Source organism: Porphyrobacter sp. MBR-155, from assembly GCF_040547625.1.
In the GTDB taxonomy this organism is placed as follows: Bacteria; Pseudomonadota; Alphaproteobacteria; order Sphingomonadales; family Sphingomonadaceae; genus Erythrobacter.
Genome location: NZ_JBEPQB010000003.1, coordinates 267,147 through 288,660, shown reverse-complemented (window position 1 = coordinate 288,660; position 21,514 = coordinate 267,147). Strand labels below are relative to the sequence as shown.

The window sequence follows — 21,514 nt, the reverse complement described above, 5'->3', positions numbered from 1 at the left end:
TCAACGCATCGCGGCCCTTGCCTGCGGGCTCGTGTTGCCGCAAAGCGCTGCCAGCAACTGGACAGCCACCAAGAGCACCCTGACCCATGCCCACTTCATCCCCGCTTTCCGGCCAGCTTGTCACGATTTTCGGTGGCAGCGGCTATATCGGTAACTATGTCGCGCAGAGCCTGCTGGAACGCGGCGCGCGCTTGCGGTTGGCGAGCCGTGCGCCGCACAAGGCGCAAGCTCTCAAACCGCTCGCCAATCTTGGCCAGCTGCAATTCCTTCCCTGCGACATCACCCAAGACGACCACGTTGCCGCTGCGCTTGATGGGGCGCATTACGTCGTCAATCTGGTCGGCGCGTTTGATGGCGATCTGACCGCACTGATGGGCGAGGCACCCGGCACGATCGCGCGGCTGGCAGCGGCGAAGGGCGTGCGCGCGATGGTGCATATCAGCGCCATTGGCGCCGATGCGGCATCGCCAACCGCCTATGCCAAATCCAAGGCGCTGGGCGAACAGCGCGTCATGGCGGGCTTCCCGACGGCGACGATCCTGCGGCCCTCGATCGTGTTCGGCCCGGACGATAACTTCCTCAACCTGTTTGGCGGGATGATCGAGATGCTCCCGGTGTTGCCGGTGTTCGGGCCAGAGGCGAAGCTGCAACTGGTCTATGCCGATGATGTTGCCGAAGCGGTGGCGACCGCGCTGGAATATCCCGATGCACACGGCGGGCACACTTATGAACTGGGTGGGCCGGAGCAGCTTTCGATGATGGAAATCCATGAACGGATCGCCGCAGCCCAAGGGCGAAAGCGGCATTTTTTCGCGGTGCCCGATGGGCTGTCAGCTGCCTTTGCGGCGCTGCCCGGTACCCCGATAAGCCGCGATCAGTGGGCGCTGCTGAAACCCGGCAGCACCGTGGCGGACGGCGCGCGCGGATTTGCCGAATTGGGGATCGAACCCAGGCCATTGGGCCTGTTCCTCGACAAGTGGATGACGCGGTTCCGCAAGCATGGGCGCTTTGGCCTCAGCAATGACCGCGCCAAGGCGCGCAGCGCGGCGGGCTGACCCCATCATCAGCATCGGCGGGAGCCGTATTGCTCCCGCCTGCCGTTGGATACGCAAAGTCAGAGCGCCGCTGCGTACAGCGTTTTCAGATCGGCATAGGCCTGCTCAGCGGCGGCTTCGGCATAGACCGGGCTGTCCGGCACGGTCCAGCCGTGATCGCCATCATAGACGGTGACTGTCGCGGGCACGTCTGCCGCCTTGGCCGCTTCACCAAAAATGACCTTGTCCTGCGGGGCCTTGGCATCATCATTGCGGGCGACCGCGATCAGCAGCTGCGCGTCGACCTTGTCCAGCAGCGCGTGCGGGCTCATCGGGTTATCCGCGCGCACCAGCCCGCCGCCGTGGAAACTCGCCGCAGCCTTGATCCGCGCTGGCACCGCCGCCGCGCTCCAGATGGTGAACGGCCCGCCCATGCAATAGCCCTGCGTGCCAATCCCGCGCTCCTGATCGACGCCCTCCTGCTGATCGAGCCAGCCGACCGTGGCGGCGGCATCGCGCATGATCGCTTCGGCATCGAGCTTGCCGCGCCACGGGCCAACTTTCTGAAACCCGCTATTGGTGATGAAATCGGCGAAATCGGTAAATTGCTGGCCGGCAACGTCGCGGTAATAGGGGTTCACTACCAATACCGCATAGCCTTCGCTGGCGAGGCGGCGGGCCATGTTACGCTTGGCTTCGCGGAGGCCGCCAATATCAGGCCACAGGATCACGGCGGGGTGATTGCCGGCTTCGGGATGGACGAAAAACCCATCCATCGTCCCATCAGCGGTATCGAAACCGATCACCCTTTCGGTCAGGCCAGCGGTCGAAGGCTGCGCATTGCTGGCGCTTTCGCCCGATGCGCACGCTGCCAGCGCCGCAGCGCCGCTGAGTGCGCCGAACTGGCGGCGGTTGACAGATTGCTTGGCCCATTCGGCCAGTTTGCTTTCATCGCACATGTTCGTCGTTCTCCTGCTGACCCCTTGCGCCTGTGATAGTCGGGAGCGGTAGGCATGGACAAGCAGAGTTTCACGCGCCAACATACGCAAAACAAAACGGGGAGAGCGGGATCAATGAACCTTGTACGGTGGGCGTGCGGCGCAGCCTTGTTGCTGTCGGCCGGAACCTTGGCGAATTGCAGCCAGATTTTCGATGGCAGCGGGAATGATGGCATTACCCATGCCGCGCTGGTCGGCGCGGACGCGGATAGCGCCAACTGGATCAGCCACGGGCGCACTTATTCCGAACAGCGTTATTCGCCGCTCGATGCAGTCAACCGCGATACGGTGGGCGATCTGGGTCTGACGTGGTTTGCCGATATGGACACCGCGCGCGGGCAGGAGGCGACTCCGCTTGTAATCGACGGCAAGCTGTATCTCACCACCGCGTGGAGCAAGGTGAAGGCGTTTGACGCCGCCACCGGTAAATCGCTGTGGGAATATGATCCCAAGGTTCCCGGCGAAACCGCAGTCAAAGCCTGCTGCGATGTGGTGAACCGCGGGTTGGCGGCGTGGGGCGACAAGCTGTTCCTTGGCACGCTGGATGGCCGCCTGGTCGCGCTTGATCGCGATACTGGCACGGTGGCGTGGGAAAAGGTCACGGTCGACCAATCCAAAAGCTACACCATCACCGGCGCGCCGCGCGTGATCGATGGCAAGGTGATCATCGGCAATGGCGGGGCGGAGTTCGGCGTGCGCGGATACGTCGCCGCCTATGATGCGGCGGATGGTGATGAACTGTGGCGGTTCTATACCGTGCCAGAGGGTGGCGATCCGAAAGACGCGCCCGCTTACCTGCAAAAGGCCGCCGAAACGTGGAACATGGACGTGCTGGGCGCGTCGGATGCGATTGGCGGCGGCGGGACGGTGTGGGATTCGATGGCTTATGATCCCGAGCTTGATCTGCTCTATATCGGGGTGGGCAATGGCAGCCCGTGGAACCGCGCCTATCGTTCGCCCGGCGCGGACGGGACGGGGGAGGGTGACAACCTCTACCTTTCCAGCATCGTCGCGATCCGGCCCGGCACTGGTGAATATGTCTGGCATTACCAGACCACGCCGGGCGAAACTTGGGATTTCACCGCCACGCAGCACATCATGCTCGCCGACATGACGATTGATGGCGCGGTCAGGAAGGTGCTGATGCAGGCACCCAAGAACGGGTTCTTCTACGTGATCGACCGGGAAACCGGAAAATTCATTAGCGCCAAACCCTATGTCAGCGTCAATTGGGCGAGCGGGATTGACCCCAAAACGGGCCGCCCGATTGAAAACCCCGAAACGCGCGTGGACAAGACCGGCAAGCCTGCACTGGTCACCCCCGGCGCGCTGGGCGGGCACAACTGGCACCCGATGGCGTTTCACCCGGCCGAAGGGCTGGTCTATATCCCAGCCTTTGAAGCGAGCATGATGTATGCCCCCGAAGCCGGATGGAAGCCCGACAGCGCCCGCGGCTTCAACGTCGGGTTCAATCTTGGTGCGGGCGATCTGCCGCCTGATCTCGGTATTCGCAGACAGGTGGCGGGCACGCTCAAGGGTATGCTGGTGGCATGGGATCCGGTGGCGCAGAAACCGCGCTGGACGGTCGAGCATCCCGGCCCGTGGAACGGCGGGTTGCTGGCAACCGGCGGTGGGTTGGTGTTTCAGGGCACGGCTGGCAGCGAGTTCAACGCCTATGACGCGGCCACCGGCGACAAGCTATGGAGCTTTGCCGCGCAAACCGGGGTGGTTGCGCCGCCGGTCACCTACACCGTTGATGGCGAACAATATGTCGCCGTGCTGGCAGGCTGGGGCGGGGCCTATGCATTGAGCGTGGATGGCGCGCTGATCGCGGACAAGGCACCAGTGCGCAATGTCTCGCGCCTGTTGGTGTTCAAACTGGGGGGCAAGGCGCAATTGCCGCCTGCGCCCGAACTCGCCGCGCTCCCGCTCGATCCGCCGCCAAGCAAGGCTTCTCCGCAAGTGATCGCATTGGGGCAGGCGAAATATGGCCGCTATTGTGCGGTGTGCCATGCGCCGGGCGCGGTTGGATCGACCGTGCTGCCCGATCTGCGCCGCGCCGGATCATTGGAAAGCGCGAGTGCGTGGAACGCGGTGGTCGAAGGCGGGATGCTCAAGGACAACGGCATGGCGAGCTTTACAGGATCGCTCAGCAAGGACGAGATCGAGGCCATCCGTGCCTACGTGATCCACCGCGCCAACGAGGACAAGGCGATCGAGAGGGCAAAGAAGGTCGCGCGGCGATGATGGCGGTGGGTGATCCTACCGACATCCGTAACTGGCAGCGGCGGCCTGACGGGATCACCACTTCGGGAAAGCTTGAGGCAAGCGATCCGGCGCGGCTGGCGGCCATCGGCGTGCGCCATGTGGTCAACCTCGCGCTCGACGATCATCCTGAGGCACTCAGCGATCAAGCCGCGCTGCTGGCTGCGCAGGGTATCGCCTACACCCACATCCCGGTGCCGTTCGACGCACCGACGCTGCATCATGTGGCAATGTTACAAGAAGCGCTGGCAGCGCATCACGGCCCGCATCATGTTCATTGCATCGCGAATTACCGGGTCACAGCGTTTTTCTATCTGATCGACTGCGCGGCGGGTGTACCTGAAGGTGAGGCGCTGGCGCGGATGGCGGCGGTCTGGAACCCGCTGGAAAGCGACGATCCCCGCGTTGCGGTGTGGCGTGAATTACTCATCCAGCCGCTGAACACCCCTAACCCCTGAACACCACCGTGCGTGAGCCGTTCATCAGCACCCGTTCCTGCGCGAACAGACGCACGGCTTCGGCCAGCACGCGGCGTTCGATGTCGCGGCCTTTGCGCACCAGATCGGCGGGGGCATCGGCATGGGTGATGCGCTCGACATCCTGATGGATGATCGGGCCTTCATCCAAGTCGGCGGTGACGAAATGCGCTGTCGCACCGATAATCTTGACCCCGCGTTCGTGCGCCTGGTGATAGGGCCGCGCACCCTTGAAGCCGGGCAGGAAGCTGTGGTGGATATTGATGCAGCGCCCCGCGAAATGGGCCGATTGTTCGTCCGAAAACACCTGCATGTAGCGTGCGAGCACCACCAATTCGGCGTTCACCTTATCAGCCAGTGCGCGGAATTGCGCCTCGGCTTGCGGCTTGGTTTCGGGCGTTACCGGGATGTGGTGGAACGGGATATCGCCAATATCGACCCGGATCGCGGTTTCGCGCGGGTGGTTGGAGACGATCGCCACCGGAGTGATCGGCAATTCCCCCGTGCGCCAGCGATACAGCAGATCGACCAGACAGTGATCGAACTTGCTGACCAGGATGATGGTGCGGCGCGGGCGCTGTTCGCGCGCCATTTTCCATTCAAACGCATATTCGACCGCCAGCGCAGCAAAGTCGGCGCGCAACCCCTCGGCGGTCGCGCCGTCGGGATCGAACACCACCCGCATGAAAAACCGGTCAGTCCCCCCCGCTTCCGCCCGATCATTGAACTGCTGCGCGTCAAGAATGTTGCACCCGCGCTCGAAAAGAAACCCCGTCACCCGCGCGGTGATACCGGGCCGGTCGGGACAGGCGAGGGTGAGGATCAGCGGGGCCATGCGCATCATGCCCACCTTACTTGGCGAGCGCCGCCTCGCACTGCGCCATCAGTTCGGCGATGATGTCGGCGGCAGGTTCTTCGGCCTTGACCATGCCGACCGATTGCCCCGCCATCACGCTGCCGTTTTCGACATCGCCGTCAATCACCGCGCGGCGCAGGGCGCCGGCCCAGAAATGTTCGATCTGCAATTGCGCCTCACCCATGTCGACCGCGCCCGAATCGAGCAGAGCGGCGACTTCGCGCTGTTTGGCGGTGAATTCCTCGGTGCCCTTGTTTTTCAAGGCGCGCACCGGGATCACCGGCAGGCGCGGGTCGACCTGCACCGATGCAACCGCCTCGCGGGCGCTGGCGCGGAAGAACGCTTTCTTGAAATCGGGGTGAGCGATGCTTTCGGTGGCGCAGGCAAATCGCGTGCCGAGTTGCACGCCCGCCGCGCCCATTTCCAGATAGCTGGCAATCGCCTCACCCCGGCCAATCCCGCCTGCGACGAAGATCAGGTGGTCGTAGGCCAATTCCGGCAGGATTTCCTGCGCGAGCACGCTGGTGGACACTGGGCCGATATGGCCGCCTGCTTCCATTCCCTCGATCACCAGCGCATCCGCTCCGGAGCGTAGCAGCTTTTTCGCCAGCGCCAGCGTGGGGGCGAATGCAATCACCTTGGTATCGCCGTCCTCTTTAATGGCTTCGACCGAACCCTTTGGCGGAATGCCGCCGGCCAGCACCACGTGGGTCACGCCATGCTTGCGGCACACCGCGATCAGATCGAACAGCGCGGGGTGCATGGTGATCAGGTTGACGCCAAATGGCTTCGACGTCAGCGCCTTGGTCGCCGTAATCTCGGTGTCGAGCAGTTCGGGGGTCATCGCCCCGCAGGCGATCACGCCGAAACCGCCCGCGTTGCTGATCGCGGCAACAAGGTTGCGTTCCGACACCCAGCTCATCGCGCCGCACAGGATCGCGGTATCGCAGCCGAGGAAATCAGTGCCGCGCTGCATCAGGGCAGCGGTGTTGGGATATTTGGTCATGGCGCGGCGCTTAGGCGCAAGCGCGAACCATCGCAAGCGGCACAATAGCGTGTGAAGTTACGCCAGAATTACATCTACGGCGGTTCAAAGTCTGGCAGACGACTGAACTATGATTACTAAATAACGAGATTTTCTTACGCGCGTCCGCAAGGTGTAACCCGTTTCTGCCATAACCTTCGCGTCAGCCAAGCTCCTCTCCGTTTTCCGCTTGGCTGATTGATTGGACAAATCCTAAAAGGAACAACGCCATGACTATCCGTTTTTTCCTGCCCGTGCTTGCCTTTGCTCTTGCCGTTCCTGCTGCTGCAGAAACGGTTACTGTAAAAGTGCCTTTTGGCGACCTTGATCTGACCAAAGAGACTGATCGTGCAGCGCTTGATCGCCGACTTGCGCGCGCTACCCACAAGGCGTGCGGTTCTCCATCCGCCCGCGACATCTCAGTGTTGCGCAGCTATCGGGCCTGCGTCGACGAGGCGCGCGCCACCTATCAGCCGCAGGTTGGGCTCGCGCTTGACAATGCAAACGCCCGCCGCGTCGCGGTCTTGGCTGACAAGCTGGGGATGCTCGCCAGCTTCTAATACCAGAGTGCTGCCGAGGCGGAGCGGTTTCGCACAAGCGGGGCCGCTCCGCTTGGGTTCAGCGATAGACAATCCGCACGGCGTCGGCGGCCTGTTTGGCGAGGGACACGGCGTCCACGGCTGTGTCAGCACGGGCGAGCGCCACGCCCATGCGGCGATAAGGGCGGGTGACGGGCTTGCCGAAGATCCGCACATCAACAGCAGGATCAATCGCCAGCGCCTCGGCCAATCCCTCGAACGCGAAGTCGGCGCAATCACGGTCGGCGAGGATCACGGCGGAGGCGGCGGGGCGGGCTGTGATGCTTTGCGGCACCGGCAGGCCAAGGATGGCGCGGGCGTGAAGATCAAACTCGGTGACGTCTTGCGACGCCAGCGTCACCATTCCAGTATCGTGCGGGCGGGGTGAGAGTTCGGAAAAGATCACGTCTTCGCCCTTCACAAAAAACTCGACGCCATACAGCCCCCAGCCGCGACCGCCGCCTTGCAGCGCGGTCACGACCTTTGCGGCCATGTCCTGCGCCTTGGCGAGCGCAGCGGACGACATCGCGGCTGGCTGCCAGCTTTCGCGGTAATCGCCGCGTTCCTGCCGGTGGCCGATGGGCGGGCAGAAAGAAATGCCGTCTTTATGCCGCACAGTCAGCAGAGTGATTTCATAGTCGAAGGCGATGAACTGCTCGCAAATCACCCGCGCCCTATCGCCCCGCATATTGCCGACGGCGTAATCCCACGCGGCCTTCAGCGCTGCGGTATCATCGACCTTGCTCTGGCCCTTGCCGGACGATGACATGACCGGCTTCATCACCAGCGGGTAGCCGATTCTATCAGCGACTGCCTCAGCCTCGATCAAACTTGTCGCATAACCATAAGCCGACGTCACCAACCCCAGCTCACCCGCCGCCAGATCGCGGATCGCATCGCGGTTCATGGTCAGTTGTGCCGCGCGCGCTGATGGCACGATGGTGAAGCCCTCTGCCTCCAGATCGGCGAGCACCTCGGTGCGGATTGCCTCGATTTCCGGCACGATCAAATCAGGGCGGTGCTTTTTCGCCGCCGCCCTCAATGCCTCGCCGTCGAGCATGGAGAACACTTCGCGCCCATCGGCCAGCTGCATCGCGGGAGCATCATCATAGGAATCGCAAGCAATCACCCGTGCGCCCAATCGCTTGGCGGCAATCACGAATTCGCGGCCCAGCTCGCCCGAACCGAGCAGCAGGATGGTGGCAATGTGGCTCATCAAAGCGGTTTAACCGCCCGCGAGCCCAAGTCCAGAGGCGCGATTATGCCGCGCGGCGATGCGCCGCCATGGCAACCTGCCGTCCGCCTCCGGCGCGCGCCAGGACCAGACCCAGCTCCGCCTCACGCAAAGTCCAGTCGACCGTGCATTCGACCCGCGCCAGCCCTGCGCTTGCGGTCAATTGCGGCGCTTTGGCCGATGCAGCGGCCGCCAGCGCCGAGAAGGTCTGCACCACATCTTCAACCCATTCGCGTGCATGGCGCAATTTCATGTCAGGCAGCAGCACGCCGAACCGCTCGCCATCAAGCTGCGCTATTTCATGCCCCGGCAGCGCCATTGTTTCGAGGAACCGCGCAAACCCCCACAGCACTTCATCGGCGGTGCGTTGGCCGTAACGCAGCAGCAGCGCACGCATTCCGTCAACCGCTAACACAGTAATCATCTGCCCGCCCCCGCCTGCCAGATGTCGCCGCAGGCTGGCACAGAACGCCTGCCGATTGGCGAGGCCGGTCAGCGGATCGGTTACTGTGCGGGCGTGCAATTCGCCTTCAAGGCTGCGCAATTGCTGCACCGATCGCATCAGGCACAGCGCGCCTTCGACAGCGCCGGAATCATCGAGCACGGGTCTGAGGCTGAGCGCATACCAGCGCTGGCAATCCGCCTCGCGGCAGGTATCGCGTTCAGGGCAGGTAATTACCGGGAACTCCACCCACCCTCCATGCGCTTGTCTGGTGAGCCCGGCAGCGACGTGTTCGCTCAGAAACGAGGCGTGATCGCGCTCGGCCAGGTCGGTGATATGCGGGAGCAGCAGCGCAGCAGAAAAATCAAAGCCAAGATCAGCCATGTTGGTAGAGGCGTGGAGGATGAACCCGTGCCGGTCCAGCCTGATAACAATGTCGCTTGAGGTTTCGTCCAGCAGGCCGTGCAACACGCGGCCTTCCACATCGCTCAAACCGAATTTCATGTCAAAAATGCCCCACAGTCCAAACTCAGGCTCACAACTGTCTTGCGAAAAGTAAGTTTGTTAGTCGGATTATCGCAATTAAAAACAACAAATCCCCTTTCGTTGCCACAATTGCTAATAATTTTGTTAGTTATATAAATATAACTGACTAAAAAACGAATCATTCACAGATTTCGTTTACCATGTTTTTCAGTTGAACCAGCGATTCATGTCGCTTTGTCGTGTTTATGATGATTTTTGGCGTTGAACTGAGTTGACGCTGCTATAGGTCAATCATGATCCGCACCGATTTGGCGGTGGCACCGCAGGCTTCTGCGATGCGAGTGCGGCATTCCTCGATCACTGCGCTCGCGTTTCCAGGGGTGACGGGCGTTTCGGCCAGTGTTTCAGGCGGAACTCCCAGTGCCGCCGCGATGGCATCCAGCCGTTCAGGCAGCGGGCGGGCCTTGCCCTTTTCCCATGCCCACACCGTCGGCTTGCTTACGCCCAGCACAGCAGCGACATCGGAAAGCGTCAGCCCCGCTTCGCGCCGCAAACGGTTTAACCTTGGGCCGAGCGCTTCGCCTTGGGCGATTGGCGGCCTAGACGAACGGCTTTCCGCCTGAGCGGCTTCTGACGCAAACCCTTGCAATTGCGCTGCGGCCAGTGCCGCTGGGCCAAGCGCCTGTTCGAACGTGCAGCCAAATAAACGCTCGCTGCGCCACACGACCACCGCCATGACCGCCCCGGCTTCGGGCAGGTCGAGCGTGAGCCGTTCGCCCTGCGTCAGATCCAGTCCGGTTTCGAGCAGCAGCCCGGTGGCCGAGATATTGTGGATCGTCACATTGGCTTCGCCTGCGCCCGGAACAAAACCGCTGGTTTCCAGCCGCAACTCACGCCGGGGAGCAGCGCGCTGGGGGTCGCCGGACTTGGATGGATCGAGATGGGCCTTGATGGCCATAATACGCGCCTTTCGCTCTCGGGGGAGAGCGGGCACAGTCCGTCCCAAAAAGTAAAAGCTGCGTTACCGGAAATGGTTAATTCAGGCGGGGCGGCCCGGCTGTCAGCTAACTGCATCCAGCCCATAGGCAGTGTGCAGCACGCGCACGGCCAGTTCGGTCTCGTCCTCGTCGATCATCACGCTGACCTTGATCTCGCTGGTGGAGATCGCCTGGATGTTGATGCCGCGGTCGGACAGTGAACGGAACATCGTGCTCGCCACCCCGGCGTGGCTTTTCATGCCGACGCCGACGACGCTGATCTTGGCGATCTTGCTGTCGGTGATGATGCGATTGAAGCCGATTGCGTCGCGGCGATCCTCCAGCAGCGCCTGCGCGCGGGCCAGATCGGATTGCGGCACGGTGAAGGTCACGTCGGTCTCACCCTTGTCGCGGCCGACGTTCTGGATGATCATATCGACGTTTATGCTGGCCGCCGCCAGCGGCTCAAAGATATTCGCCACCGCGCCGGGCCGGTCGGGCACGCGGGTCAGGATGACCTTGGCCTCGTTCTTGTCATGCGCAATGCCGGTTACAAGCTGGCGTTCCATCAGGCCCTTCTCCACCAATTCATCCATTTCCGTGTCCGAGACGATCAGCGTGCCGGGAAGATCATCGGCTGGCAAAGCGCCTTCGCCGATAAAGCTCGACAATACCTGCACCCGCACGCCTTCTTTCATTGCCAGCCCGACGCTGCGGGTCTGGAGCACCTTGGCGCCGACCGACGCGAGTTCGAGCATTTCCTCGTAGGTCACCGCCTTCTGCTTGCGCGCCTTGGCGACGATGCGCGGATCGGTGGTGTAGACCCCGTCCACGTCGGTGTAGATGTCACAGCGATCCGCCTTGATTGCCGCAGCCACAGCGACGGCGGAGGTATCCGATCCCCCGCGGCCCAAAGTTGTCACCCGGCCATCTTCCGACACGCCTTGAAAGCCGGGGATCACCGCAATTTCGCCTGCTTCCATCGCGGCGATCAGGCCGGGGGCGTCGATCATGTCGATCCGGGCTTTGGCATGGGCTTCGATGGTCTGGATCGGCAATTGCCAGCCGAGCCAGCTGCGCGCCTTGCAACCCAGGGCTTGCAGAGTCAGTGCCAGCAGCCCGCTGGTCACCTGCTCTCCGCTGGCGACCACCACGTCATATTCCGCCGGATCGTATAGCGGGTTGGCTTCTCGGCAAAAGTTAACCAGCCGATCTGTTTCGCCCGCCATCGCACTAACCACCACGGCGACAGAATCGCGCGTGCCGTCGGGCTTGGGGGCCGCCTGCGCGCGCACGATATTGGCCACCCGGCGAATCCGCTCGGTTCCGGCCATGGATGTGCCACCAAATTTCATCACGATGCGGGCCAAAAGGAAGCTCCTGCTGGTGAGTGTTCGCGGGCGCTGTTAAGGGGCGTTTATGGGAAACGCAAACGTATCGAATGTAACTATCCGTCCTGAGGAAGCCGATTTCTTTGCCGGGCTGGCACGCGATTGGTGGAATCCCAAAGGGGCAATGGCGAGTCTGCATCAGGTAAACCCGGTGCGGATGGCGTTTATCAGGGACGCAATCGATGCGCATTGGCCAGGTGCGGCGACACTGGCGAAGCCGCTGGCGGGCAAGGGTGCGCTCGATATCGGCTGCGGCGCGGGTTTGGTGTGCGAGCCGCTCGCGCGGTTGGGTGCGGCGGTGACAGGCGTGGACGCGGCGGCGGAGAATGTTGCGGCGGCTGCCGCCCATGCCGAGGCCGTCGGGCTGGATATCCGTTACATGGCGGGTGAAGTGGCGGGGCTGGACATCGGCACCTTCGATTTGGTCGCCTGCGTTGAGGTGATCGAACACGTCGCGGACAAGCCCGCCTTCCTGCGCGATGTTGCAGCGCGGTTGGCGCCAGATGGTCTGCTCGTGATGTCCACCCCCAACCGCACGGCGGCCTCGCGCGTGCTGCTGGTCGGTGCGGCTGAGGCGGTGGGCTATGTGCCCAAAGGCACTCACCATTGGGAGGATTTCATCACCCCGGACGAGTTCGAGGTGCTGCTGGCGGACGCGGGGCTGTCGGTAACGGCACAGCGCGGGATCGCATGGCGTCCGGGCAAGGGGCTGCATCTGTCGGATGATATGGCGCTGAATTATATTCTGAGCGCCCGGCGGGCTTAATCTTCATCGTCACCCCGGCGCAGGCTGGGGTCCATGGCGGCTGGGCGCGGCGCGTGAGGCTCTGGGTCCCGGCCTGCGCCGGGATGACGATTAATTGGAAGGGCAACTCCGCCTCTTCAGCGGCCCATCGGCGAACACCCCTGCCACCCCTGCTTTCTTGAGCAACTGGGCCAGCTGCACATCGCCGCAGCCCTTGCCCTTGGGGTCATCGCCCGTCCGCAACATCGGCGGCAGAAACTCGTTCTCAGGTCGCACCGTCCACGCGTGCACCTCCAGCCCAGCCGTCTTGGCGTCGGCAACCAGCGATGTCAGTGTGCCCTCTGGCGTCAGTACCAGCCCTATATGCGCGCCAATCGCATTGGCATATTTCGCGATTTCGGCCAGCCCCGTCGGCGTCACCATTTCAGCATAGCGCATGGCGGGTTCATCCGCTGGGCCGCCAATGGGCGCCACTAGCTGCACCAGCTTGAAGTCTTCCCGCTTGTCGAGCCGCTGGAGCGGGCCGACTTCAAAGCTCTGGATGAACACTGGATCTGCGGGCGTGATGCCCAGCGTGCGCAGTTCGCGCAGCAGCAAATCGACCATGTCTATTCCTGCGTCCTGCAACAGGAATTCCGGATGCTTGATTTCGGGATAGAGGCCGATCCTGCGCCCCGTTGCCGCTTCCTTGGCGCGCACCAACCGCACGATCTCGGCGAAGGTCGGCACCTGATACAGCCCGTCAAACCGCGCATTGGCAGGCCGCAGCGACGGGATGCGCTCCTTCGCGCGCAGGGTGCGCAATTCCGCCAGCGTGAAATCTTCGGCGAACCAGCCTGCGACCTTTTGCCCATCAATGGTCTTGTCGCGGCGGCGGTCTTCGAATTCTTCGCGGGTGGCGACGTCGGTGGTGCCCGACAGCTCGTTTTCGTGGCGCGACACCAGTACCAGATCCTTCGTGGCGACCAGATCGGGCTCGATATAATCCGCGCCCTGATCGATCGCCAATTCGTAAGCGGCGAGCGTATGCTCGGGCCGCTCGGCACTCGCGCCGCGGTGGGCGATGATGAGCATATCCTCAGCCCCGGTGGCCACCGGGGCCAGCGCCATCAGCGCGATCAAAGCAAGACTGCGGACCATTCGTCTTCCCTGAAACCGACCAGAATACCGCCGGGATATTCGACGATTGGCCGCTTGATGATGCTTGGTTGCTGAACGAGCAAAGCGACAGCCGTGTGACTGTCAGATGTAAGTGCCTTGTCGGCTTCGGACAGCGCACGGTAAGTCGTGCCCTTGCGGTTTACCACCACATTAAGGCCAGCGGCAGCGATCCAGAAGGCGAGTCTGTCCGGATCAGCGCCTTCCTTTTTGTAGTTGTGGAACGTGTAGGGCTGGTCATGCGCGTCGAGCCACACCCGTGCCTTTTTCACCGTGTCGCAATTGGGGATACCGAAAAGGTGGATCATTGCTGTTTCCGTTCAAATCCGCGGGGCCAGATGCGCGTCGGCAATCGCCACTGCCAGCGCATCAGCCGCATCACTGCCCGCTATGGAGACACCCGGCAGCAGCACCTTGACCATCGCGGCGACCTGCGTCTTTTCCGCCCCGCCGGTGCCCGTGACTGCTTTTTTGACCAGCCTTGCGGCGTGTTCATTGACTGCTAACCCGGCTGCTCCGCACGCCGCCAGCACCGCGCCGCGCGCCTGTGCCAGCTTCAAAGTGGATTGCGGGTTTGTGTTGAGGAAAATTTCCTCGGCAGCGGCGCGATCGGGATGGTGGGAGGCGATCACTGCTGCAAGCCCGGATTGCAACACCGCCAGCCGCTTTGCCATCGGCGCGCTGGCATCGGTCTTGATCTGGCCATTGGCGATATGGCTGATCCGCGCACCTTCGCTACGGATCACGCCCCAACCGGTACAGGTCAGCGACGGATCAAGGCCGAGGATGATCAGCCCAGCTTCTCCATCACCTCGTCCGAGATTTCGTAATTACCCCACACGGTCTGCACGTCATCATCATCGTCAAGCGTGTCGATCAGCTTCATCAGCGTTCCCGCTGTCGCCTCGTCGACATCGACGGTGAGCACCGGCTTCCACGCCAGTTTGACGTTATCCGCCGCTCCCAGAGCCTGTTCAAGCGCGCCAGCCACGCCGTGGAGCGCGTCAGCGGCGGTCCAGATGGTGTGGCCGTCTTCTGATGATTCGACATCATCCGCGCCTGCTTCGATTGCGGCCTCTAACATCGCTTCCTCGTCACCCGCGTCCGGCCCATATTCGATCAGTCCGCGCCGTTCGAAGCCGTGCGACACGCTGCCTTCCGAGCCAAGATTGCCGCCGTTCTTGCTGAACGCGGTGCGGACATTGGTAGCGGTGCGGTTGCGGTTGTCGGTCAGCGCCTCGACGATCAGCGCCACCCCGCCGGGGCCATAACCTTCATAGCGGATCTCGACGTAATCCTCGCCGCCCGCCATGCTCGCCTTGTCGATCGCGCGCTGGATATTGTCCTTGGGCATCGACTGCGCCTTGGCGGCGTTGACTGCCAGCCGCAGGCGCGGGTTCATGTCGGGATCGGGCATGCCCATCTTGGCCGCCACGGTAATTTCGCGGCTCAGCTTGGAAAACATTGCCGATCGTTTTTTGTCCTGCGCACCCTTGCGGTGCATGATATTCTTGAACTTGGAATGGCCTGCCATTGGATGAACTTCACCGGAATGTTGGAAATGGTGGCGCGGGCCTTACTCCGATGGCGGACGGGGATGCAAGGGTGCGCGTGGCAGGCGCGATGCCGCGGCGAGCGCAGCAATGGCGCATCACGCGGCCTATAACGCGGTGTTTCTCGGGACCGATTACGGGTAGTGGTGACCGTTCAAATTTTAACTGCCGTACCGCTGGCGCTGACCATCAGCATCGAGCCATTGGCGCCGATCACTTCGTAATCGAGATCAATGCCGACCACCGCGTTACCGCCAATTGCCGCCGCTTCGGCCTGCAATTCCTCGATCGCCTGCTTGCGTGCGTCGGCCAGGATTCGTTCGTAACTGCCCGAACGCCCGCCAACCACGTCGCGGATATTGGCGAACAGATCGCGGAAGATGTTCGCGCCGACGATCACTTCGCCGGTGACGATGCCGAGGTATTCCTGAATCGGGTGACCTTCTATCGTGGGGGTGGTGGTGACGGTGATGCCGCGCGCGTCTTTCCATGGGGATGCCATCGGGTTTCTCCTATTGCTGTATTAGAGAGATAACACAGGCGAATAAAAACTCAATGACAGGCCGGTCTGCAACGCAGAAAATCACGCCATCCCGAGCGCGTTCTTGTAGGTTTCCAGCAGCATATCCTGTTCGCTGCGATCATCGGGCTTCATTTTACGCAGGCGCACGATCTGGCGCATGATCTTGGGATCGTAACCCACTGCCTTCGCCTCGGCATAGACGTCGCGGATATCGTCGGCGATGCCCTTCTTTTCTTCTTCAAGGCGTTCGATGCGTTCGATCAGCAGGCGCAGGCGGTCGTCGGTGGTTTCGGCCATCGGGTAATCTCCAGTGGAAACAGAATCAGTTGGAGCGGGCGATAGCCAGACTGCCGCGCCGATTGAACCGGCGGCGCAAATTAATCCTGTGTGTTCTTCGCCAAACTCGCTTCCATCGCGGCGATTTGTTCCGGCGTGGCGGGCGATTGGAAGCGTTCCTTCCACCGCGCGCTTGGCATTCCGTGGATCACCGCGCGCGCGGCTTCCTTGTCGCCGGGATACCCCGCATCACGAATCCAGTCGGCCAGGCAATTGCGGCAGAAACCGGCTAGCCCCATTAATTCAATGTTTTGCGCGTCATGACGATGGCGCAAATGACGCACCAACCGCCGAAACGCGGCAGCAGCCTGCACATCGTCAAGATCATCTAGCGGGTCGGCATTGCTATTCATCGCGGCTTTTCCTTGAGTTGCAAAATGGGTCTGTCATAGCCTGCCGTAACGAGGGATAGGCAACACCATGACACGACGCGATCAGATCAGGATCGACCCGCGCGGCCGCAAGGTCAAGATTCTCGCCACCATCGGCCCGGCCAGCCGATCTCCGGAGATGCTCGAAAAGCTGTTGCTGGCGGGAGCGGATGCGTTCCGCGTCAATATGAGCCACGGCGATCACGCCGATCACGAGGCCGCGATCAACGCCATCCGCGCGTTGGAAAAACAGTTTGCGCGGCCGATCGCGATCCTGGCCGATCTGCAAGGGCCGAAACTGCGCGTCGGCGTGTTCAAGAATGGGGAGGCGGTGATCCGCCATTCGGGCCACTTCGTGCTCGACCGCGATGAGACGCCCGGCGATGAAAACCGTGTATGTCTGCCGCATCCCGAATTGTTCGGCATTATGGAGCGCGGGCAGCGATTGCTGATCAATGACGGCAAAATCCGGCTGAAGGTGCTGGAGGCAGACCAAAATCGCATCCTATGCTCTGCCGAAGTTGGCGGGGTGATTTCGGATCGCAAGGGCGTGAACGTCCCTGATGCCGAAGTGCCGATCCCGGCGCTGACCGAAAAAGACCGCCGTGACCTTGCCTTTGCCACCGAACACGGAGCGGACTGGATCGCGCTCAGCTTTGTGCAACGGCCCGAGGACATCGCCGAAGCGCGCAAGCTGATCGGCAGCCGCGATATCGCTCTGTGCGCCAAGATCGAAAAACCGCAAGCCATCCACCGCCTCGATTCGATCATCGAACTCGCCGATGGCATCATGGTCGCACGCGGCGATCTGGGCGTGGAACTGGAACCGCACGAAGTCCCACCGCTGCAAAAACGCATCGTGGCTGCCAGCAGGCGTGCGGGCAAGCCGGTGATCGTGGCGACCCAGATGCTGGAAAGCATGATCGAAAGCCCGACCCCGACCCGCGCAGAAGTCTCCGACGTGGCTAATGCGGTTTATGATGGGGCGGACGCCGTGATGCTTTCGGCTGAAAGCGCAGCGGGCGCTTGGCCGGAAGAATCGGTAGCGATGATGCACGCCATCGCTGCTCAGGTTGAACGCGATGAGGGTTACAGGGAACGCGTGCGCTTCCTCGAAACCACGCCCGATGCGACCACGTCCGATGCGCTGGCCCATGCTTGTATGACCATCGCCGATACAGTGCCGATCAGCGCGATTACCGTGTTCACCTCCAGCGGTTCAACCGCTCGGCGTGTGGCGCGCGAAAGGCCCGGCACGCCGATGCTGGTGCTGACCCCGTCGATCCGCACCGCACGCCGCACGGCGCTGCTGTGGGGCGCGCACGCGGTGGCGACCAAGGATATTGGCAGCTTCGAAGAAATGATCGGCAAGGGCCGCCGCATGGCGCTGCGCCATGGGTTTGGCACGGCAGGCAGCAAGTTGATCGTGCTGGCAGGCGTGCCATTCGGAACACCGGGCAGCACCAATCTGTTGCATGTTGTGACCGTGACCGGTGATGAGTTGGACAAGCACGCGGAGTAGGCTTTGGCTGGACGTTTGCATCCCGCCTGATACCTTTGCCGTGCGCGCCGATTCTTACCGGTGCCAGCAAGGGAGGGTGCAATGAAACAGGCAGTGATTGGGTTGGCCGCAATCGGGCTGGCAGGCTGTGCGACATATGGCGCGGATGCAGCGCCGGAGCAGGCCGCTGCGCCGCCCGCGCCTGAGGCGATGATGTGCAATGCCGAGCCGGTGCAGTACCACATCGGGCATGATGCGACGCAAGCAATGGGCACCGCAATTCTGAAAGAAAGCGGCGCGCGCACCCTGCGCTGGGGCCCGCCCCGCTCAGCATGGACGATGGATTACCGGCAAGACCGGGTAAATGTGCAATACGACGACCAAATGAAGATCATCGCGATCACCTGCGGATGAGTGAGCGGCAGTGGGCAACATCGGGTTCGCCGTTTGAAACCACCTTCGGCTTTGCCCGCGCCGTGCGTGAGGGGAACCGGATCATAGTCGCAGGAACCGGCCCGGTCGAACCTGACGGGAGCACTACCCCCGGCGGCGCGGCGGCACAGGCGGAGCGATGCTGCACCATCATCCGCGCCGCGATTGAGGAACTCGGCGGTTCAGCCGCAGACGTCGTGCGAACCCGGATGTTGCTGACCGACCCCGCCGACCAAGAAGCGGTTGGCGCAGTGCACGCGCGGTTTTTCGGCGCAGCGCGCCCGGCAGCGACAATGGCCGGGGTTGCGTGGCTATGCCGCCCAGAATGGCGAGTCGAGATTGAGGCTGAGGCGGCAATCGGCGCTAGCCACAGCGTTTGAAACGCATGCCACAGACCGATGAAACGCATGCCACAGACCGACAGATTGCGACAATCGCGCCGCGCTTAGCAAAAATGCGCAAGGCTCTTGCATGGGCCAGACTTTTCTAACCCACGCAACCCGGTTAGAGACCTTGGCTATGTACGGACAATTTCAGCTCACCGACGATCAGCTCGCGATCCGCGAGGTGGCCCAGCGGTTCACCGCCGACAACATCACCCCCCATGCGGCCGAGTGGGATGAAAAACACATCTTCCCGCGCGAGACGATCAAGCAAAGCGCCGAACTCGGCTTCGGCGCGATCTATGTCTCGGAACAATCGGGCGGGATCGGCCTTGGGCGGCTGGAGGCGGCGCTGATCATGGAGGCGATGGCCTATGGCTGCCCGTCGACATCGGCGTTTATTTCGATCCATAACATGGCATCGTGGATGATTGACCGCTTCGGCGGGGAGACGGTGAAGGCGAAGTATCTGCCCCAGCTGATCACGATGGACAAAATCGCCAGCTACTGCCTGACAGAACCTTCCAGCGGATCAGACGCCAGCGCGCTGCGAACCACCGCGCGCCGGGACGGGGACTACTATGTCCTCAACGGCACCAAGCAGTTCATCTCGGGTGCGGGCGCAAACGAGATCTACGTGGTGATGGTGCGCACCGGCGAGGATGGGCCGAAGGGCATTTCCTGCCTTGTGATCGAAAAGGACATGCCCGGTGTCAGCTTCGGCGCGAATGAGAAGAAACTCGGCTGGCATTCGCAACCGACCGCGCAGCTGATCCTTGAGGATGTGCGCGTGCCTGTCGAAAATCACATCGGCGGCGAGGGTGAAGGTTTCCGCATCGCGATGATGGGGCTGGATGGCGGGCGGCTGAATATCGGCGCTTGCTCGCTCGGCGGGGCGCAAAGGTGCCTCGACGAAGCGATCAAATACACCAAGGAACGCACCCAGTTCGGCCAGCCTGTCGCCGAGTTCCAGAACACCCAGTTCATGCTCGCCGATATGGCGACCGACCTGGAAGCTGCCCGCGCGCTGCTTTATCTGGCGGCAGCAAAAGTGACCGACAACGCGCCCGACAAAACGCGTTTTTCTGCAATGGCCAAGCGGTTGGCGACCGACAACGGCAGCGCCGTGGTCGACCGCGCGCTGCAATTGTTCGGCGGTTATGGCTATCTTCAGGACTACCCGATCGAACGCTTCTGGCGCGATTTGCGGGTGCATTCGATCCTTGAAGGCACCAACCAGATCATGCGCATGGTCGTGGGCCGGGACCTGTTGCGGCAGTGAGCGCGATGCAACTTGCACTCACCACGCTCGTGGTGCCTGATTATGATGCGGGCATCGCGTTCTTTGTCGGCACGCTTGGCTTCGATCTGATCGAAGACAGCGATCTTGGTTCAGGCAAGCGCTGGGTCGTGGTCGGCGGCGCGGACGGCGGCCGCTTGCTGATCGCTAAGGCAACGACCGAGACGCAGTCCGCCGCGATTGGTAACCAGACTGGTGGTCGTGTCGGTTTTTTTGCGCACACAGATGATTTCGCAGGCACTCAGGCACGCCTTGTCGATGCAGGGATACTTTTTCACGAGCAACCGCGCCACGAAAGCTTCGGCACTGTTGCGGTCTTCAGCGATCCGTTTGGCAATCGCTGGGATCTGATCGAACCGAAAGAACCGGCCCAATGACCGACGATGTTTTCATCCGAACCAATGGCCCGATTGGCCATATCTCGCTCAATCGTCCCAAGGCGCTGCACGCGCTAACACTGGAAATGTGCCATTCGATGAGCGCAGGCCTGACCGAATGGGCGAATGATGACAATATCAAGGCGGTGATCGTCGATCATGCAGAAGGACGCGGGTTCTGTTCCGGCGGCGACATCGCATTCCTGCGTGATTCGGCGCTGAATGATGGGGGTGTGTCGGGACGCAAGTTCTTCCACGACGAATACCAGCTTAACCACCAGATGTTCACCTATGGCAAGCCGATCGTCGCCTTTATGGACGGCATCACTATGGGCGGGGGCGTGGGTATTTCGCAGCCCGCCAGGCACCGCGTGGCGACCGAGAATACGCGGCTGGCCATGCCCGAAACCGGGATCGGCCTGTTCCCGGATGTTGGCGGCGGCTGGTATTTGTCGCGGCTCGGTCGGCGGCTGGGTCAGTTCCTCGCACTCACAGGCGCGCGGCTTGATGGGGCGGAATGCTTGTGGACAGGTCTTGCCACGCATTACGTCCCGGCCGAGATGTTGGAGGATATCAAGGCGCGAATCCACGATCATCCTGATCGGATCGCAGGCATCCTGTCCGAACCGGTTGGCACCCCGCCCAAGGCGCGGATCGAAGCCAATGCTGACAAGATAGCCAAGCATTTCGCGTCTGACGCTTACGAGGACATCCTGGCCAGTCTCGACGCTGCCGCTGATGCAGGCGACGACTGGGCGATGAAGGAGCGAGACACGCTCGGCACCAAAAGCCCGCAGACCTGCAAGGTCGCGCTGCGGCAATTGGCACAAAGCGCGGCGCTGACCGACTTTGCCGATAATATGCGGATGGAATATCGCATCGCCAGTCGTGTCCTGACCCGCCCCGATTTTGCCGAAGGCGTGCGCGCGGTGATCACCGACAAGACCAACGACCCCAAATGGAACCCGGCAACGCCCGAGGACGTGACCGAGGAGCTGCTCGACGCAATTTTCGCACCCCTGCCCGAAGGCGAGGAGTGGGTGCCCCTGCAGTGAACCATTTTATGGATTGTTT

25 protein-coding genes are annotated in these 21,514 nt (G+C 62.1%); 11 read left to right on the top strand and 14 right to left on the bottom strand.

Translation table 11 applies throughout. The annotated features are described in order from the left end of the window. Nucleotides 1–86 precede the first annotated feature (86 nt). Nucleotides 87–1,055: a complex I NDUFA9 subunit family protein gene (locus ABIE62_RS04925; RefSeq protein WP_354324051.1), complete on the top strand. Its 969-nt coding sequence runs from the start codon at nucleotides 87–89 to the stop codon at nucleotides 1,053–1,055. A 59-nt stretch (nucleotides 1,056–1,114) separates the two neighbouring features. Here the strand turns inward: ABIE62_RS04925 and ABIE62_RS04920 are convergent, their stop codons facing one another. Beyond that, nucleotides 1,115–1,993 (bottom strand): dienelactone hydrolase family protein, encoded by an 879-nt coding sequence (locus ABIE62_RS04920; RefSeq protein WP_354324050.1) that lies wholly within the window; start codon nucleotides 1,991–1,993, stop codon nucleotides 1,115–1,117. Between the two features lie 114 nt (nucleotides 1,994–2,107). Between ABIE62_RS04920 and ABIE62_RS04915 the strand changes: the two genes are divergently transcribed. Continuing rightward, nucleotides 2,108–4,279, top strand: a complete 2,172-nt coding sequence (locus ABIE62_RS04915; RefSeq protein WP_354324048.1) for a PQQ-dependent dehydrogenase, methanol/ethanol family — start codon at nucleotides 2,108–2,110, stop codon at nucleotides 4,277–4,279. Then, nucleotides 4,276–4,755, top strand: coding sequence for a beta-lactamase hydrolase domain-containing protein (locus tag ABIE62_RS04910; RefSeq protein WP_354324046.1), 480 nt, complete (start codon nucleotides 4,276–4,278; stop codon nucleotides 4,753–4,755). The genes ABIE62_RS04915 and ABIE62_RS04910 overlap by 4 nt, the downstream gene beginning before the upstream one ends. Here the strand turns inward: ABIE62_RS04910 and purU are convergent. Both purU and ABIE62_RS04900 read right to left on the bottom strand, forming a co-directional pair. Then, nucleotides 4,745–5,608, bottom strand: coding sequence for a formyltetrahydrofolate deformylase (purU, locus tag ABIE62_RS04905; protein WP_354324104.1), 864 nt, complete (start codon nucleotides 5,606–5,608; stop codon nucleotides 4,745–4,747). The genes ABIE62_RS04910 and purU overlap by 11 nt on opposite strands. A 16-nt stretch (nucleotides 5,609–5,624) precedes the next feature. Continuing rightward, the gene (locus ABIE62_RS04900) at nucleotides 5,625–6,635 is read right to left on the bottom strand and encodes an NAD(P)H-dependent flavin oxidoreductase (protein WP_354324044.1); all 1,011 of its coding nucleotides are present in this window, start codon (nucleotides 6,633–6,635) and stop codon (nucleotides 5,625–5,627) included. A gap of 248 nt (nucleotides 6,636–6,883) precedes the next feature. On the opposite strand from ABIE62_RS04900, the gene ABIE62_RS04895 reads away from it, so the two are divergent. After that, a complete protein-coding gene (locus ABIE62_RS04895) occupies nucleotides 6,884–7,213 on the top strand; it encodes a UrcA family protein (protein ID WP_354324043.1) in 330 nt (109 codons plus the stop codon). Nucleotides 7,214–7,271: 58 nt separating this feature from the next. Here ABIE62_RS04895 and purT read toward each other — a convergent pair whose 3' ends face one another. The 4 genes from purT to ABIE62_RS04875 all read right to left on the bottom strand — a co-directional run bounded on the left by purT (nucleotide 7,272) and on the right by ABIE62_RS04875 (nucleotide 11,740). Beyond that, nucleotides 7,272–8,447: a formate-dependent phosphoribosylglycinamide formyltransferase gene (gene purT, locus ABIE62_RS04890; RefSeq protein WP_354324042.1), complete on the bottom strand. Its 1,176-nt coding sequence runs from the start codon at nucleotides 8,445–8,447 to the stop codon at nucleotides 7,272–7,274. 43 nt (nucleotides 8,448–8,490) lie between these two features. Next, nucleotides 8,491–9,411: a GGDEF domain-containing protein gene (locus tag ABIE62_RS04885; protein ID WP_354324040.1), complete on the bottom strand. Its 921-nt coding sequence runs from the start codon at nucleotides 9,409–9,411 to the stop codon at nucleotides 8,491–8,493. 262 nt (nucleotides 9,412–9,673) lie between these two features. Continuing rightward, nucleotides 9,674–10,351, bottom strand: coding sequence for a helix-turn-helix domain-containing protein (locus tag ABIE62_RS04880; RefSeq protein ID WP_354324038.1), 678 nt, complete (start codon nucleotides 10,349–10,351; stop codon nucleotides 9,674–9,676). Between the two features lie 102 nt (nucleotides 10,352–10,453). Beyond that, nucleotides 10,454–11,740, bottom strand: coding sequence for an aspartate kinase (locus tag ABIE62_RS04875; protein ID WP_454184749.1), 1,287 nt, complete (start codon nucleotides 11,738–11,740; stop codon nucleotides 10,454–10,456). A 49-nt stretch (nucleotides 11,741–11,789) separates the two neighbouring features. Between ABIE62_RS04875 and ubiG the strand changes: the two genes are divergently transcribed. Then, nucleotides 11,790–12,527, top strand: coding sequence for a bifunctional 2-polyprenyl-6-hydroxyphenol methylase/3-demethylubiquinol 3-O-methyltransferase UbiG (gene ubiG, locus ABIE62_RS04870; RefSeq protein ID WP_354324037.1), 738 nt, complete (start codon nucleotides 11,790–11,792; stop codon nucleotides 12,525–12,527). A gap of 90 nt (nucleotides 12,528–12,617) precedes the next feature. Here the strand turns inward: ubiG and ABIE62_RS04865 are convergent, their stop codons facing one another. From ABIE62_RS04865 to ABIE62_RS04835, 7 genes are all read right to left on the bottom strand, one after another. Next, on the bottom strand, nucleotides 12,618–13,646 hold the full coding sequence (locus ABIE62_RS04865; RefSeq protein WP_354324036.1) for a glycerophosphodiester phosphodiesterase family protein: 1,029 nt from the start codon (nucleotides 13,644–13,646) through the stop codon (nucleotides 12,618–12,620). After that, nucleotides 13,625–13,972, bottom strand: coding sequence for an arsenate reductase (locus ABIE62_RS04860; RefSeq protein ID WP_354324034.1), 348 nt, complete (start codon nucleotides 13,970–13,972; stop codon nucleotides 13,625–13,627). The genes ABIE62_RS04865 and ABIE62_RS04860 overlap by 22 nt, the downstream gene beginning before the upstream one ends. A 12-nt stretch (nucleotides 13,973–13,984) precedes the next feature. After that, nucleotides 13,985–14,458 carry a crossover junction endodeoxyribonuclease RuvC gene (ruvC, locus tag ABIE62_RS04855; protein WP_354324100.1) on the bottom strand — a complete coding sequence of 158 codons (474 nt, stop codon included), beginning with the start codon at nucleotides 14,456–14,458 and terminating at the stop codon, nucleotides 13,985–13,987. Next, complete coding sequence (locus tag ABIE62_RS04850) at nucleotides 14,455–15,198, bottom strand: YebC/PmpR family DNA-binding transcriptional regulator (protein WP_354324032.1); 744 nt, start codon at nucleotides 15,196–15,198, stop codon at nucleotides 14,455–14,457. The genes ruvC and ABIE62_RS04850 overlap by 4 nt, the downstream gene beginning before the upstream one ends. A gap of 173 nt (nucleotides 15,199–15,371) precedes the next feature. Beyond that, on the bottom strand, nucleotides 15,372–15,719 hold the full coding sequence (locus ABIE62_RS04845) for a heavy metal-binding domain-containing protein (RefSeq protein ID WP_354324030.1): 348 nt from the start codon (nucleotides 15,717–15,719) through the stop codon (nucleotides 15,372–15,374). 81 nt (nucleotides 15,720–15,800) lie between these two features. Then, the gene (locus tag ABIE62_RS04840; RefSeq protein ID WP_354324029.1) at nucleotides 15,801–16,037 is read right to left on the bottom strand and encodes a DUF2312 domain-containing protein; all 237 of its coding nucleotides are present in this window, start codon (nucleotides 16,035–16,037) and stop codon (nucleotides 15,801–15,803) included. Between the two features lie 80 nt (nucleotides 16,038–16,117). Then, on the bottom strand, nucleotides 16,118–16,429 hold the full coding sequence (locus tag ABIE62_RS04835) for a DUF1244 domain-containing protein (protein ID WP_354324027.1): 312 nt from the start codon (nucleotides 16,427–16,429) through the stop codon (nucleotides 16,118–16,120). 67 nt (nucleotides 16,430–16,496) lie between these two features. On the opposite strand from ABIE62_RS04835, the gene pyk reads away from it, so the two are divergent. The 6 genes from pyk to ABIE62_RS04805 all read left to right on the top strand — a co-directional run bounded on the left by pyk (nucleotide 16,497) and on the right by ABIE62_RS04805 (nucleotide 21,495). Continuing rightward, the gene (gene pyk, locus ABIE62_RS04830; protein ID WP_354324025.1) at nucleotides 16,497–17,969 is read left to right on the top strand and encodes a pyruvate kinase; all 1,473 of its coding nucleotides are present in this window, start codon (nucleotides 16,497–16,499) and stop codon (nucleotides 17,967–17,969) included. Nucleotides 17,970–18,050: 81 nt separating this feature from the next. Then, nucleotides 18,051–18,362, top strand: a complete 312-nt coding sequence (locus ABIE62_RS04825) for an I78 family peptidase inhibitor (RefSeq protein WP_354324024.1) — start codon at nucleotides 18,051–18,053, stop codon at nucleotides 18,360–18,362. Continuing rightward, nucleotides 18,359–18,760: a RidA family protein gene (locus ABIE62_RS04820; protein ID WP_354324022.1), complete on the top strand. Its 402-nt coding sequence runs from the start codon at nucleotides 18,359–18,361 to the stop codon at nucleotides 18,758–18,760. The genes ABIE62_RS04825 and ABIE62_RS04820 overlap by 4 nt, the downstream gene beginning before the upstream one ends. Before the next feature lie 139 nt (nucleotides 18,761–18,899). After that, on the top strand, nucleotides 18,900–20,045 hold the full coding sequence (locus ABIE62_RS04815) for an acyl-CoA dehydrogenase family protein (RefSeq protein ID WP_354324021.1): 1,146 nt from the start codon (nucleotides 18,900–18,902) through the stop codon (nucleotides 20,043–20,045). A gap of 5 nt (nucleotides 20,046–20,050) precedes the next feature. Further along, entirely contained in the window at nucleotides 20,051–20,440 is a 390-nt protein-coding gene (locus tag ABIE62_RS04810) for a VOC family protein (RefSeq protein WP_354324020.1), read from the top strand. Then, complete coding sequence (locus tag ABIE62_RS04805; protein ID WP_354324018.1) at nucleotides 20,437–21,495, top strand: enoyl-CoA hydratase/isomerase family protein; 1,059 nt, start codon at nucleotides 20,437–20,439, stop codon at nucleotides 21,493–21,495. Before ABIE62_RS04810 ends, ABIE62_RS04805 begins: the two co-directional genes overlap by 4 nt. Nucleotides 21,496–21,514 lie beyond the last annotated feature (19 nt).